Origin of the sequence: Sphingosinicella terrae, from assembly GCF_003347635.1 — a bacterium.
Lineage (GTDB): Bacteria > Pseudomonadota > Alphaproteobacteria > Sphingomonadales > Sphingomonadaceae > Allosphingosinicella > Allosphingosinicella terrae.
In genome coordinates this window covers 108,420-122,277 of the sequence record NZ_QDFY01000009.1, presented here as the reverse complement: position 1 = coordinate 122,277, position 13,858 = coordinate 108,420, and the positions used below count along the sequence as shown (strand labels likewise).

The following is a 13,858-nucleotide window of genomic DNA, read 5'->3' as shown; positions in this document are numbered from 1 at the left end:
CTCGGCGAGATCAATGATGCAACCGGAAGTGGAGGGCGCCCCGGCATACTGCCTAGGGGGCTGACCTCCCTTGCCTGGGATCCGCACGGCCGGTCCGCGACCAGCCTTCGCCGATATGACGCCGCAGGAAGTCGAGCGTACGGGCCATCTGATCCACGGCCTGCGGTATGGGCCAGAAGGCAGGCGTGTGCCCGCCGCCTTGATACAAAGCGAGCTCCACCGGACGGTTGAGCCGGCGCAGCGCGGCGAACAATTTCCCGCTTTCCCGCGAGCCGGTGAAATCGTCCGTGCCTTGGAGGATCAGAACGGGCGTACGGATCCGGTCGGCAAGATAGTAAGGGGAGTTTTCGATATATCTGAGAGGGTCGTCCCAGACAGGTTGCCCAAGGCGCGGCTGCGAATTCTCGGACCAGTCGCTGCGATCGACAAGGGCGCCGCGGATATAGTCCGCCTCGCCATAGCTTCCGCCGAGATCATAGACACCGGCGCTGGGGATGGCCGCGCGAAACAGGTTGGTGCGCGCCACCACCGCGAGCGTGCCGAAGCCGCCGAAGCTGTGGCCGCGAATCGCAAGCCGGTTGATGTCCACATAGCCAAGGTCCGCGGCGCGATAGACCTGCGGGAGCAGGGCATCCATGATCTCGTCGATCACATGCCCGCGCTGCTCCCCGGGGCCGATCACGACATTGGTGAGAATGACCGCATAGCCCCTGCTCGTGAGCAGATAGGCGGGGTCACCCATTCCCGGCGCTCCGAAGCGGTCCAAATTGGTGGTGAGATCGTCGCCGGGATAGAACCACACCACCGCGGGCAACCGGTCTCCGCGACGCGCCCCTGGGGGAAGCAGGACCGACGTTCTTACCGTTCGCAGCGTGCCGTCGTGCTGCGAAATGACTGTCTCGAAGGTCTCCGCTTGGGAGGTGGCCGCGGCCCGGATCTGGGGCGCAATGTCGGTGAGCGCGCGCGCTTGGCTGAGGTCGCGGGCGTAGCTGAAAAGGTTCGCCGGCGTCCGGAAGTCCTCGTAGATGCCGACGAGCCGGTTTCCGGCGGCCTGGATGTCGTGAAAGCGACCGCGGCCCCGCCACGCTTCGCGCGTCTCGCCCGTTCTTAAGTCGAACTCGAGCGCGACCGCCTCGCCCGTATTCTTGTCGCGACCCAGCAGGCGAAACGCATGCTGCGTCGACTGCAGCAGCGCACGATCATCGCGGGCCATGACACCGTTGATCGCCCAGCGGGCGCGATCGACGGGTATCCGGACCGGTTCACCCCCCGCGACCGGGATGAGGGCGAGATCGATATCGTTGCCGAAGGGGACATTGCCCCGGCCCCGCTGGACCGGATTCGTCCCCACAAGGACCATAGAGCCATCCTGCGTGTACCAGTGCAGCGCAGGCGAGAGGGGGCCGAGCGAGGCGCCGATCCGCATGGGCGCGGACGGGCCATTGGCGTCGAAAGCGACCCTCCACAATTCGCCGTTGCGAGTGAAAACGAGCTCGTCGGCGACCGGGCTCCAGCGATAGTTCAGGATGTTCTCGTCGCCGCCGACCGCCGCGCGCAGATCGTCGGCGATAAGCACCGGCGTTCCGCCCTCGGCTGATACAGCGAAGAGCTTTGTCACCATGCGATGAGCCTCGCCCACTGCCAGACAGGCGGCGGAGAAATAGGTCAGCCAGCGCCCGGACGCCGAGGTGCGGAAATAAGGCGTCGGATGATGGCGATTGGGGGCGCCGGGCGCACCCTGCACCTCCGCCTCCACGATCAGCCTGGCGTCGGCGCCGTCGACCTCGGCCATGGCCAGCGAGGCCGTGAGATAGTTGCCCCGGCCGCAGCGAGCATCGAAATCCTGCTCACCTCCTGCCGCGGTTGCAGTGCTCGGCCGGCGTTGCGCGGCCGGGTCGTGACGGTAGACGGTCACGCCCCCGGGCTGCATTTCGGGCGCCGTGCTGGGCGCGACACGAACCCGCGCGTGCGCCGGCGATCCCGGGCCTGCCTCGGGCCACGCCGCGAAGAAGATCCGGGTTCCGTCGGGACTCCAGCGCGGCTCCTCATGGGCCCACAGCAGCGATTTTGCCGGCCGCTCGGACACCCGGCGGCAGCTTCGATCGCCGCGATCATACAGCCACAGCCGGGTCTCGCCGTCGCGGTCGGAAAAGAAGGCCAGTCGACGCCCGTCGGGGGACCAGGCGGGATCCCAATCATTGCCGCCGGACGGACAGATGCGCGCGCTGTCTCCCGTCTGGAGGTCGATCACCATGATCCGAGCCCCCTGCGCGATCGTGGCAGGCGCACCCGTCGGAAGGAACATCTCCGCATCGAGCGCCTGATCCTCGACAGGCACCTGAACGACATAGGCGGCGATGTCCCCCTGGCGCGACACCGCCAAGGCCCGCGTGTTCGTGCTTGGAGGCATTCGAGGATGGGAATAGGCGTCGGCAAGGTCCGCGGGCGGTTCGACCATGCGATCGTCAGCCAACGCAGCCGTCGACGTGAGGAGGACTGCAAGCAGGGAGAGGCGCAGGATCGGCGTCATCGGTCGGGTCCTTTGACTGGAGGGTCGTCGCAGGCGTCAGAAGCGCTTGCGCAACTCGAGGGAGATGAAACGGCCCACGGGGCTGGCGTTGGTCGGGTCGTGCCCGATCGGTTCGCTGAGGCCATCGGTGACGCCCGGACCGAGGTCGGCGACGAACGGCGGATCGGTGTCGAAGAGATTGCGGACCGCCAGCAATAGACTAACGCCCGACAGAGGCCCGCGCCGCTCCCCGAAATCATAGGAGGCGGTGAGGTCGAAGGTCACCCAATCCCCGATCCTCGGCGAGGCCGGGGTGAACGGGTTCGCATAATCGTCGACATAATAGGCGGTCAGCCGGCCGGAGAAGCCTCCCGACTGGAGCCCAACAAAGGCGTTGGCGCGAAAGTCTGCCGGCCGCCCCAGGATGTTGATCTGGGAAAGCACCGGCGAGTTTGGGGTGGTTCGCGCTTCGGATTCGAGGATGTAGGTCGCGTTGGCCCCAAGGCTGAAGACGATATCGCCGCGGTCGAAGGCATAGGTGACGGCGAGGTCGACCGCCTTCTGGGTCGACACCGCGATGTTGCGCAGCCGGTTGTCGAGGATGTAGCCGACATTGGCGACCAGCGCGTCAAGGTCGGTCTGGTCGAAGCCGACGACATTGCCGGAAGCGAGCTCCGAGCTGGCGAGGATCTCGGCGAAATCCTCCCGGGTTGGCGAGAAGTTGAAGAGATCCGTGTAGTTGAACGGCTGGAGGAAATAGCCGGTGCCGCGGCCAGGATCGCCGCGGGTGATCCGGTTGGTGTAGTCGATCGCAACATAGGTCATGCTGATCGCGAGGCGGGGAATGCTCGGCGGGCGCAGGTCGGCGCCGAGGGCGAGCAGGTTCGAGGTCTCCGGCCCCAACTCGGAATCGACGCCCTGGTCGATATAGAGCCCGATCGGCGTTCCGGTCCCCAGCGGGTTCGGGTAGCCATAGGCCACCGGGTTTATGATCTGGTAAGCGCCCACCTGGCCGAGGCTGAGCAATCCAGGCGCCCGAAAGGTCCGCCCATAGCTTCCTCTGAGATTGAAGCCTTCCGTCACGGACCAGAGGACGCCGACCTTCGGGCTCAGATCCTCACCGAAGTCGGAATAGTCGGAATAACGGGCCGACGCGTTGATCTCGAAGCGGTGGATACCGTTGATTTCGGACTGGGGCCCGATCAGGGGCAGGTTGATCTCCCCGAACGCGTAGCGGGTGGACCGCCGACGATCGGCGGTCGTCGTGGACGTCCTTCGTGCCAACACCTCCCGTGTCGCGCCGATCCCCACCGAATAAGCGAGATCGCCGCCGGGAAGCGGCAACACGCGCCCGCTGGCGCTGGCTGTCACGTCGTAGGTTTGGGCACGGACGCGCGTGGAGTTCACTCGCGGCGGTAGCAGCGTTGATGTCTCGAAAGTATCAGTGCGGTTCCAGACGCGCGAGTAGGAGCCGACGACATCGAAGGTAAGCGCGTTGCTGACCTCATACGAGCCGCCCAGCGAGCCGAACCAGGAGTCGGATTCCTGATCGTAGGTCGTCTGGGTGCGGTAGTAACCGAGACCTGCAATCTCACCCAGGTCGCGCGCCAGTGCGAACTGGCTCGTCCGGCGGTTGTAAAGGGCATTCCCAGTGAAGACGAGGCGGTCGCCTGCTTCTTGTCGGCCGCTGAGGAAGAGGCCGTAGCGCCTCTCGGGCGGCGATAGATTGTAAAGGCCGGCGACATTGCGCGAGAAATCGCGCTCGTCGGTGGTGAGCGACGATCGGTCGAGATAATTCCCGCTCAGGACAAGGTTGCCTGTCGACCAGTTGAGACCGCCGGTCAGCGAAGCGCGAAACTCGTCCTGCGCTCCATCATCGGTCGTGCCATAGCCAGCCGTTGCCTCCAGCCCGCGAAACCGCTCACGCAGGATGAAGTTCACGACGCCGCCGACGGCATCGGAGCCGTATACCGACGAGGCGCTGTCGGTAAGCACCTCCACGCGTTCGATCGCTGCCAACGGAATGAGCGAGATGTCGACGACGCTGCCGCCGGACGAACCTGACAGTCGCCGGCCGTTGAGGAGGACCAGGGTCGTGCCGGGGCCGAGGCCACGCAGGTCGACGCCGTTGATCGCGTCCAGGTTGAAATAGCCGGCGCGATCCGCCGAAAGCGCATTGGCATTCACGCTGTTGAAGTTCTGGGTCAGCGTGTTGACGACCTGCTCGGCGGTGGTGGCGCCGCGCGCGTCGATCTCGCGGCGCGTGATGATGGTGAGAGGCGAGGATTCCGGGATGATCCCCCGGATGTTGGTGCCCGTGACCATGATCTCCTGGTATGGGCCCGCTTCATCCGGCATCCCCGAGATCCTGCCCGTTTCCGGAGCAGCCGGCACGATCGTATAGGTCTGCGGTCCCGTCGCCTGTGCCTGGAGGCCGGAATTCTCGAGCAAGCGGCTGAGCCCCTCGGCCACGCTGAAATTTCCCATGACGGCGTTGGTGCGACGGCCTTGCGCGTCGCGCGCCGAGATCAGCAGCTGGATATCGGCCTGGCGGCTGAAGGCCGCGATGCCGTCCGCGGCAGCCTGCGCCGGCACATTGAAGGTCTTGACCTGAGCCGCGGCGGGCGCCGCGCTGGCCACAATGACGATAGCAGCGCTTCCGAACAGCGCCCGCCTCACTCCGCAGTCAAATCCCATATCCACCCCCTGCTGACGGCGCGCCCCGCGCCCTCTCAACAGAGTTTTGGGCGACCAAATTCCTTAACCGGGTCGACGCATTTCTGACGTCTGCGGCCGCCCGATGCGGATCTCCTCCGCGCTGAGCGTCACGGGAACGTTGAGGCTGCGCCGGACCGAAAGCGCGAAGCCTTCGGGATCATCGGTGCGAAAGAGTCCATGGAAGCGCTCCCCGGCCAGTGTGGGATCTGCAATCACGATCGCGCGGCGATTGTGGCGATTGAACTCCGCGGCGGCTTCGGCCAGCGTCTCGTTGGCAAGGTCGATCTTCCCTGAGCGCCATGCCAGCGCTCGGTCGACGCCGGAGGCTCCCACCGGGGCCACTGAAGCGCGACCGTCGCGATCCACCCTTGCCCGCCCCCCCGCGCTGATGCGCAGTGCGCCGGACTCGCCCGTGACCGCCTCCACTGCCACCGTGCCTTCGCTGACAAGGATCTCGGTGCCGGAATCGCCGCGGCGGACTGAAAAGGCCGTGCCGATCGCCCGCACCCGGACGCTGCCTGCAACCACCTCGAACGGGCGGCTAGGGTCATGAGCGACCTGGAACCAGGCCTCACCTTCGTCGAGACTGACCGTGCGCTGACGTTCGCTGATCACGACCCGGATAGAGCTGCCGCTGTTGACCGCGGCCGTCGAACCATCGGCGAGCGGAACTCGGCGAATCTCGCCGACGATCGTCGTTACGCGCTCGCCCTGAAGACCGATCAGCAGCGTTGCGGCAAGCCCGGCCGCGACCGCGCTGAGCCCCCCCGCTATCACTACGCGCCGCGTCGGCTGGTACCGCGCCGGTGGTGAACGCGTGGCACCGCCTGGATCGGGTGCATCGAGGAGGGCCCAGGCAGCCTCGGCCTGTAGCAGGGCGCCACGGCGGCGCGGATCAGCCGCAGCCCATGCCTCGATCTCAGCGAGGAGGTCGTCGTTTCGGCCCTCGCGATCGAGGCGCATGACCCAGGCCACCGCTTCTCGTTCGATCTCGGCTGCGCTCTGCCGCGCCATCAGCCGATCCTCCCTCTGGCGTTCCGCTCAAAACCCCGCTCCGCGTCGGAATCTGACCGCTTGAGCGCTGCCAGGATGAGAAGCAGTCCTTTCCGGCTTTCGTTCTCGACGATGCCTTCGTTCACCCCCAGGCGCGCGGCGATCTCCTTCTGCGGCACGCCATCGATCTTGCGCATCTCGAAGATGCGGCGGCAACGCTCCGGAAGCGTCGCCAGCACGGCGCGAACCCTGGCAAGCTCCAGCTTGCCGTCCAGCGCTCGCTCTGCGGAGGGCGCATCGTCGAACGGAGCCATCGCCTCGATCTCGGCAACGCTCTCGATGCTCACGATCCGCTGCCGGCGAATCTGGGCGAGCAGCAGGTTACGAGCGATCGAGAAGAAATAGGCACCAGGCCGATCGATCATGTCGATGCGCTCGAGCGCTGCCAGCCGGCAATAGGCTTCCTGCACGACATCATCGATCTGATCGTCGGGCACACGTGAGCGGCTCAGCCACGCACGTACTTCCGGCTCGTGGGGCATGACCTTCTCCGCCACCCACTTGACGATTTCACGTCTGGTGCCTTCCTCAGCTATCGCCGCCCACCCCCTCGTTCGCCAGCTCGCCTCGACCCCTCGATGCGCGGCCACACGGTTTCCTTATCAACCCATGATATTATTCGCCTACGGCATCACCGCGACCGGCGGGCCCAGCGTTCGTTCGTACCAATCGAATATCCGGCGCCACATGTCGCGGATGTTCGCGGGCGAGTTGTAGACATGATCCTCCCCGTAATAGCGCACCATCAGCGCGTCCCGATCAAGCCTCGCCAGAGCGGTGAAGAACTCCTCGGTCTGCGTGGTCGAGACATAGTCGCGATCACCGGTCATCAGCATGATCGGTGTGCGAACATTCTCGACATGCATGAGTGGGCTGTTACGCAGGTACCGTTGGGGGTCCGACCAGGGCGGTGCCCCCATTCCTCCCTGGCCCGTCTCCATGAGGCTTGCAGCCGAGAGATCGGGGCCCGTGCGCTCAACCTCCAACCGGCGGCGCACGTCGAACTGACCGTACTTGCTCGTAAGGTTGTAGAAGCCGGCCATGGCGATGGCGGATCGAAACCGGTCCGTGAGGCCTACCAGCGCACCGGTCGCATAGCCGCCATAGCTTCCGCCCTGTACCGCTAGTCGTTCCGCATCGACATATCCCTGAGCGACAGAGGCATCGACGGCAGCGAACACCTCGTCGACCAAGCCTTCAAGCGGTTCCCGGGGAAGCTCCCCATATGGCACCGGAAGGCTTGGACGCAGCACGGCATAGCCGCGCGCGGCCAGGATGTGGTCGTTGTGCGGATCGAAAGAGTCGACGCGGCTGCGTGACCATGTCTCACGCCCGACGGAGCCAGGATAAACAATGACAACGGTCGGAACACGCGTGCCCGGCTGATATCCTGGAGGCAGCAACAGCCATGACATGCGCGGATCATTGTCGGGCCCGCGATGGTCGATCCGAACCGGCGACCCTCCCACGACATCGCGCAGACCGGCATTCAGACGCATGACTTCACGAACCGGGCCGTCCGGCCCGATCACGGACAACGTCGTCATATTGTCGGTATGATCGATGACCGCCGCCCGCCGCGTCTTGGGTGAAACAGCCACAAAGGTGGCCCCGGGCGAGGGTGCCGTGATCGTGGTAATCTGTCGGCTGGATATGTCGATCAGTATCAGGTGCGTTCCGGCAACGCCGGGCGAGGTGGCCTCGAGCACCAGGGAGTCCCGGGGCTGGGGATTGGCAGGCGGGAGGTAGCTGTAAAGTTCGGGCTCGCGCCAGGCGCGTACCGGCGCGGTGACCTCAGCGGTGAGATTGCTGCGCATCCCGTTTGGAGCAACGAGCCAGGCCTCTCCCCGATGCAGGAGGAGGAGACCGGCGCCATTGGACCCGAGCAGCTGCGGCACCTCGCCTTCGAACGTGGCGGTCAGATTGCGTGGTGTTCCCTCGCCGACGAGGTACCAGCCGGAACGCGGCGAGGCGCCTTCCTCGTCCGCTGGCGGCTTGGCGAGAACGGCAAGCTGCTCACCAATCCAGGCGGAGCGAATGTCCACCGCGAGCCCAGCCCAGGCAAGGTGCGGCTGGAGGGTGCCGAGGTCGATGGCAACGACTTGACCCGTGCGTAGGTCGTAGGTGCGAAAACGCGCGGCTGCCCAATCACGTCCACGATCTCTGCCTACGAAGGCCAGGACGGGGGCCTGCGCCGACCAGTTGAGCGACCAGGGCAGCACATCGCAATCGGGGCAGACTTCAATCCCGCCAGCCGGCCCGTCCGGCGTCGTGATCACGAGCCGGCGCTCGATGCCCCCTCCATTGGCACCGTTCTCGATGCGTTGGTCGCCTGCCAGTTCAAGCCTTTGCTCGCGCAATGCTGCCCAGACCTCGCCGTCCGGTGAAGGGAACCAAGCTGAAAAAGTGCCCGGCGCGACGCGCTGAATCCTGCCGGTTGCGGCGTCGACGACCCCGAGCCATCTTTCCGATGACACGGGGCTGGCGAAAGCGCCGCTGCCAACTTGCCTCGAGGTAGCTTGATTGCCCCTGTTGCGCGCGCTCCACAGCGCCACCAGCTCGTCCCTGTTTTCCCGGTGTAGGCTCGCGGTAAGGTCGACCTCTCCGTCTCTAAGAACCTGGAGCGCAAATCTCTCATCAGCCCATGGCAGATCTCGACCGGAACCATAGCCAAGAGGAGCGTCCACGCGGACCAGTTCGCGATCGGCTAGGGAGGCGATCCCTACGCGCATTCCTCGGTCGGAAGCTTCTCGGAGCGCCGCATATCGCCCGTCGGAGGATATGCCGGCCAAGGCGTAACCGGCGCCGCTCTCCGGCTGGAACAGCGGGACGGGCCCGATCTCAGCCTGGAGGTCGAGCACATAGATCCGGCCGCGCAGCTGGCCCGGAACGTAGTCGCGGCCGAAATCGGCCTGGCGCTCGAACGGCTCGAGATATTCGAAGAGCAGTCTACGGCCTGTCGGATCGAATCGAACAGATCCGAATGACTCGACGGACAGCACATCGTCTGGAGTCAGCGGCCGTTCCGCCGCAGCCAAGTCGTGAGGTAACCAAGAGCACAGGAGGAATGCGACGGTGAGCTGAGCGCGAACAAACAAGCCGGGCAAAGAAGGCCTCCATCGAGGATGGCATCGGACGATGCTCCATCGATGCGTGGATTGCGTCGTTCCTTATCAGCGAGAGATCGGCGCAGTGCGGTAATCCCGACGTTGGCCTTGCGGACGCACGCGAGAAGCGACACGCGGTGCGCAAGCTTCTTGCCGAGGGAAAGGCCACGCCTTCCGCCTGGTGCTCGCCTGGCTCAGGCTTCTGTCGTGCCTCATCCTGGCAAATGTCGCGGGCAGCCTACGCCTTCAACCGCAACTCCAAGCGGCTTCTTAACGTTCGACGACTTGGCGCTGGGCATGTCACCAAGGGTTGCCGGCGATTCCCCCATGCCCCTCTCACGACAACGACCGACTGATTCGCCATGCCCCGCGAATGCTGCCCAGCCGCGAATTCCGATCAGGCCCCGTCCGCAGGGCAGCTTCGCTCGCTCGGGCACGGGCGCATCGCTCCAGATCCAACGAGATTGCCTCAATTGCGTGAGATGACATGTGCGTTTTGACGGATTATGGCTCCACAACCGGCCAGCACCTGCTAAGGGAAGTCAAGCGAGGCATCTGCCCCGACGGTCGACAGCGTAGCGTCAATGTTCGACACCGGGCTGCCAATAAGGATGAGGGGGTTCTCGAATTCCATGAGCGATAGAAGCGCTTACGATCCGAGCAACCCCGAATTTAGGCTCGAGAACTCGCCATTTTACCTAATGGCGCACGCGGACTTCAAGTATCACGAAGACATGGACAAGGTCCTACATAAGAATGGTGTGACCAAGACCGTCTATCGCATAATGACTGTCCTTCGGGAGCGACAGCCTGCGAGCATTGGCGCTCTGGCAGAGGCCGCCCTGACCAAGCGCTCGACTGTCAGCCGTATCATCGATCGCATGATCGAGCAGGGTCTTGTCACGACAGAGCCCAATCCCGAGGACAATCGCATCACCGAGGTGACGCTGACACCTGCCGGCCAGCAGAAATTGCGCAAACTGACCCCCATTGTCGGGCGGCAATTCGCCCGGGCTATGGAAGGGGTGAGCGACCGCGACATCTCCCACCTGCTTCGCACGCTTCACAAGATCAGCCACAATCTAAGCAAGCTGCCGATCGAGTGAGGGCGCCTCTCAAGGCGCCGGCCGCTCGACGACGACGTCCCCGTCGGCAATGACGTAGCGGACCTGCCGGAGGTTGGAGAGGTCGTCGAGCGGATTGCCGGCCACGACGAGGATGTCGGCGATCTTGCCCGGCTCGATGGTGCCTAATTTGTCTCCCATCCGCATGATCTCGGCGCCCACGCGGGTGGCGGAGGCCAACACGTCCGCGTTGGAAAGGCCGGCCTCGCGGAGATATTCTAGTTCGCGGAAATAGGCTTCGGGATAGCGCTTTTCGTTCTCGAACGGAATGTCGGTGCCGACCCCGATCGGGACTCCCGCCCGGTGCGCCTCGCGCACCCGCGCCAGATGCGCTTGCTGGTCGATCGGGAAGCGCCGGCTATGGGTATGGAAGAACCCACCTGACGGAATTCCGGCCGGTGGATAGCCGGTGGTCAGCAGATTGTGGAAGGCGCCGATCGTCGGCACAAAGGCCGTGCCGTGCTCGCGCATCAGCGGCACTGCCTGGTCGCTCATGTTGAGCGGATGTTCGAGCGTGTCGACGCCGGCGCGGATCGCCATGTCGGTATAGGCGCCATAGCTGTCGATCGCGACGGGAACGCCGAGCGAGTGGGCCTCATCGATCGCCGCCCGGATCTCCTCCTCGTCGGCCGGCGCGCTGATCTTGATCCAATCGGCGAGGGCGCGAATCTGCTCACGCACCGCGCCGCGCCATTCCCAGGGACCGTTGGCCACGCGCCGGCCCGCCGAACCGCCCGATCGCTGGCGGCCGGTCGCCGTCGACGTGACCTCGTCGCCATGCCCGCCCGGGCTCGCGATCAGACGCCCGCTCCAGAAGACTCGGGGGCCGCGGATGATCCCCCGGTCGATCCCTTCCTTGATGCGTAGCGCCACGTCCTCCATCGTTCCGACGTCGCGCACGGCCGTGATGCCGGCTTCGATAAGCTGGCCCGCCAGGGCCGTGCCGCGCACCGCCGCCGCCGCCGGGCTGTCGACATAGGTGCCCATGTCGTCGCCACGCTGTTGGGTGAAGTGGATGTGGAGGTCGATGAGTCCCGGCATGACGTAGAGGCCGGTGGCGTCGATGATTCGCGCCGTATCGACAGGCACCGTGGTGGATCCGGCCGGCCCGGCGGCGAGGATGCGATCCCCCTGCATCGCCACGACCGCGTTCGGCACCGGCGCCCCGCCCCGTCCGTCGATGAGGGTGGCGCCGGTCAGGACGACGATCGGCTCGCGGCTTCGGTCCACCGGCGGAATCGGAAGTCGGCGCACGTCGTCGGTCGTGTCGTAGGTGCCGCGCTGGGCCGAGGCGGACATGGGCAGTGAGGCGACGGCGAGCGACAGAATCAGCGTCCACGCGCTCCTGAAAGCCGACCATTGCGACCACCGACGCATGTCCTACCCTCCCGTTAGGTGAATTTGCATATGATTAAGAGCGCGATTTTCTTGACGGCGCAACCCATTTTTGCTCTCTGAACCCTCGGCAGGCCGCGGGCCCGCCGATCGCCGGTCGCGAACGGGAGCCGCCGTGGAACTGATGAGGCAGATGTCGCTCCAGCAGACGCTTCAGCAGGCGATGAGGCTGGGCAGGGACGGACGGAACGATGCCGCCGCGAAGCTGCTCGGCGACGTCCTCCATGCCGCGCCCGGCCATCCCGAAGCTCTCCAGCTCATGGGAATGCTTGCGCGCGGGCGCCGCGCCCATGACGAGGCGGCACGGCTGTTCGAAGCCTCGCTGCGCGCCGATCCTCGCCAGCCCCATGTGCTCAACAATCTCGGCAATTCTCTGCTCGACCTCGGCCGCAGCCGCGAGGCGATAGTGCGCTATCGCGAAGCGCTCCGGCTCGACCCGGCCTATCGCGAGGCCAAGGTCAATCTGGGTCTTGCCCTTGTCGCCAGCGGCGAGGCGCGGGAGGCCGTGTTCGTGCTCAAGGCGACGGTTCGGGACGAGCCGCGGGACGGCAAGGCCTGGGCCGCCCTAGGCCGCGCGTTGCGCGCCCAGGACAGGCTCGACGAAGCAGTCGCCGCCTTCCGGACCGCCCTCGAGCTGAGGCCTGGCCACGTGCCCACCAAGCACAATCTCGCGGTCGCGCTTCGCCTCGCCGGGCGGTCGGACCAGGCTTTGGTGCTGCTCAAGCAATGCGCCGCGGCCCAGCCTTCCTCGGCCGAGTCTCATTATGTCCTTGGCCATTGCCTGCAGGATCTGGGTCAATTCCGCGACGCCATCGAGATCTACAGGAAGGTCGTCGCGCTGCGTCCGTCCGACCGCGAAGCGCACGGCTCTCTGAACCGCCTCCTTTGGCAACTGGGGGAGGAGGCGCAATATCTCGCAAGCTATGCGGAGGCGCTGCGGCAAGCGCCCGACGATGCGGGGCTCCTCGCCGATTACGCCCATCAGCTTAGCCTGCTCCGCCGCGAGGCGGAGGCCGTCGCGCTCCTCACGGCCGCCTTGTCGCGGGGAGCGGACGGTGCCGAACTACGCCACCGCCTCGGCCAGGCGCTTTGGTTGCAGGGCCGCCCCGTCGAGGCGCTGGCGCACTTTACTTCCGGTCTCGGCCAGAATCCGGCGGATACAGCGATCAAGCGGGAATATGCGCGGGCGCTCATCTTCCTCGAGCGCTATGCCGAGGCTGTGGAAGTGCTCGGCGAGGACGATAGTCCCGACCAGCAGGCCCTCGCCTATCGCGGCCTGTGCTGGCGCTTCCTAGGCGATCCGCGTGCCGAGCGCCTGAACGACCATGACCGCTTCGTCGCCACCTCGATCCTGACCCCGCCTGCGGACCAGGGCGACGTCGCCGCTTTCAACGCCCAGTTGGCAGCGGCGATCGCCGAGCTTCACAAGCTCGAGCGCCATCCGCTCGAGCAGACGCTGCGCGGCGGGACGCAGACGGTCGGCGACCTGTTCGACCGGCGGATCCCCGAGATCCAGGCGGTTCGCGCCATGATCGAGGCCGAGGTCGCTCGCTATATCGCCGCATTGCCGGAGGATACGCACCATCCGTTCCTCAGACGCCGCAGTGGGCACTTCCGATTCTCGGGTTCCTGGTCGGTGCGCCTCCGTTCGGGCGGCCACCACCTGAACCATATCCATCCGGAAGGGTGGATCAGCTCCTGCTATTATGTTGCCTTGCCCCCCGCGGTCGAGAGCGCGCCTGAGCCGCAGGGCTGGCTCAAATTCGGGGAGAGCGCAATCGGGCTCGGCGCGCGCGAACGGGTCGCGCGGATGGTCCGGCCCGAAACGGGCATGCTCGTCCTCTTCCCCTCCTATTTCTACCACGGGACGACACCCTTCGTGGATGAAGCGGACCGGCTGACCATAGCCTTCGATGTCGTGCCGCGCCGATAACCTGCTTCACTGATGGAGG

Annotated in this window: 8 protein-coding genes; 2 read left to right on the top strand and 6 right to left on the bottom strand. The window is 65.6% G+C overall.

All coding sequences use genetic code 11. The features are described from left to right. Positions 1 to 52: 52 nt before the first annotated feature. From DDE10_RS16795 to DDE10_RS16775, 5 genes are all read right to left on the bottom strand, one after another. On the bottom strand, positions 53 to 2,530 hold the full coding sequence (locus tag DDE10_RS16795) for a prolyl oligopeptidase family serine peptidase (protein ID WP_114953946.1): 2,478 nt from the start codon (positions 2,528 to 2,530) through the stop codon (positions 53 to 55). A gap of 36 nt (positions 2,531 to 2,566) precedes the next feature. Continuing rightward, complete coding sequence (locus DDE10_RS16790) at positions 2,567 to 5,206, bottom strand: TonB-dependent receptor (RefSeq protein WP_114953945.1); 2,640 nt, start codon at positions 5,204 to 5,206, stop codon at positions 2,567 to 2,569. A 63-nt stretch (positions 5,207 to 5,269) separates the two neighbouring features. Continuing rightward, positions 5,270 to 6,241: a FecR family protein gene (locus DDE10_RS16785; RefSeq protein ID WP_114953944.1), complete on the bottom strand. Its 972-nt coding sequence runs from the start codon at positions 6,239 to 6,241 to the stop codon at positions 5,270 to 5,272. After that, complete coding sequence (locus tag DDE10_RS16780) at positions 6,241 to 6,762, bottom strand: RNA polymerase sigma factor (protein WP_114953986.1); 522 nt, start codon at positions 6,760 to 6,762, stop codon at positions 6,241 to 6,243. Before DDE10_RS16780 ends, DDE10_RS16785 begins: the two co-directional genes overlap by 1 nt. A gap of 141 nt (positions 6,763 to 6,903) precedes the next feature. Further along, on the bottom strand, positions 6,904 to 9,387 hold the full coding sequence (locus tag DDE10_RS16775; RefSeq protein ID WP_162806690.1) for a S9 family peptidase: 2,484 nt from the start codon (positions 9,385 to 9,387) through the stop codon (positions 6,904 to 6,906). Between the two features lie 632 nt (positions 9,388 to 10,019). Here DDE10_RS16775 and DDE10_RS16770 point away from each other — a divergent pair. Beyond that, positions 10,020 to 10,493: a MarR family winged helix-turn-helix transcriptional regulator gene (locus DDE10_RS16770; RefSeq protein ID WP_162806689.1), complete on the top strand. Its 474-nt coding sequence runs from the start codon at positions 10,020 to 10,022 to the stop codon at positions 10,491 to 10,493. A 9-nt stretch (positions 10,494 to 10,502) separates the two neighbouring features. On the opposite strand, the gene DDE10_RS16765 is transcribed toward DDE10_RS16770, so the two are convergent. Then, positions 10,503 to 11,888, bottom strand: coding sequence for an amidohydrolase family protein (locus DDE10_RS16765; protein WP_114953941.1), 1,386 nt, complete (start codon positions 11,886 to 11,888; stop codon positions 10,503 to 10,505). Positions 11,889 to 12,030: 142 nt separating this feature from the next. Between DDE10_RS16765 and DDE10_RS16760 the strand changes: the two genes are divergently transcribed. Further along, a complete protein-coding gene (locus tag DDE10_RS16760; RefSeq protein WP_114953940.1) occupies positions 12,031 to 13,839 on the top strand; it encodes a tetratricopeptide repeat protein in 1,809 nt (602 codons plus the stop codon). The last annotated feature ends 19 nt before the right edge of the window (positions 13,840 to 13,858 follow it).

Coding starts and splice junctions, on each gene's coding strand:
- DDE10_RS16760 (WP_114953940.1), top strand. CDS start 12,031: ATGAGGCAGATGTCGCTCCAGCAGACGCTTCAGCAGGCGATGAGGCTG.
- DDE10_RS16790 (WP_114953945.1), bottom strand. CDS start 5,206: ATGGGATTTGACTGCGGAGTGAGGCGGGCGCTGTTCGGAAGCGCTGCT.
- DDE10_RS16770 (WP_162806689.1), top strand. CDS start 10,020: ATGAGCGATAGAAGCGCTTACGATCCGAGCAACCCCGAATTTAGGCTC.
- DDE10_RS16780 (WP_114953986.1), bottom strand. CDS start 6,762: ATGCCCCACGAGCCGGAAGTACGTGCGTGGCTGAGCCGCTCACGTGTG.
- DDE10_RS16765 (WP_114953941.1), bottom strand. CDS start 11,888: ATGCGTCGGTGGTCGCAATGGTCGGCTTTCAGGAGCGCGTGGACGCTG.
- DDE10_RS16795 (WP_114953946.1), bottom strand. CDS start 2,530: ATGACGCCGATCCTGCGCCTCTCCCTGCTTGCAGTCCTCCTCACGTCG.
- DDE10_RS16785 (WP_114953944.1), bottom strand. CDS start 6,241: ATGGCGCGGCAGAGCGCAGCCGAGATCGAACGAGAAGCGGTGGCCTGG.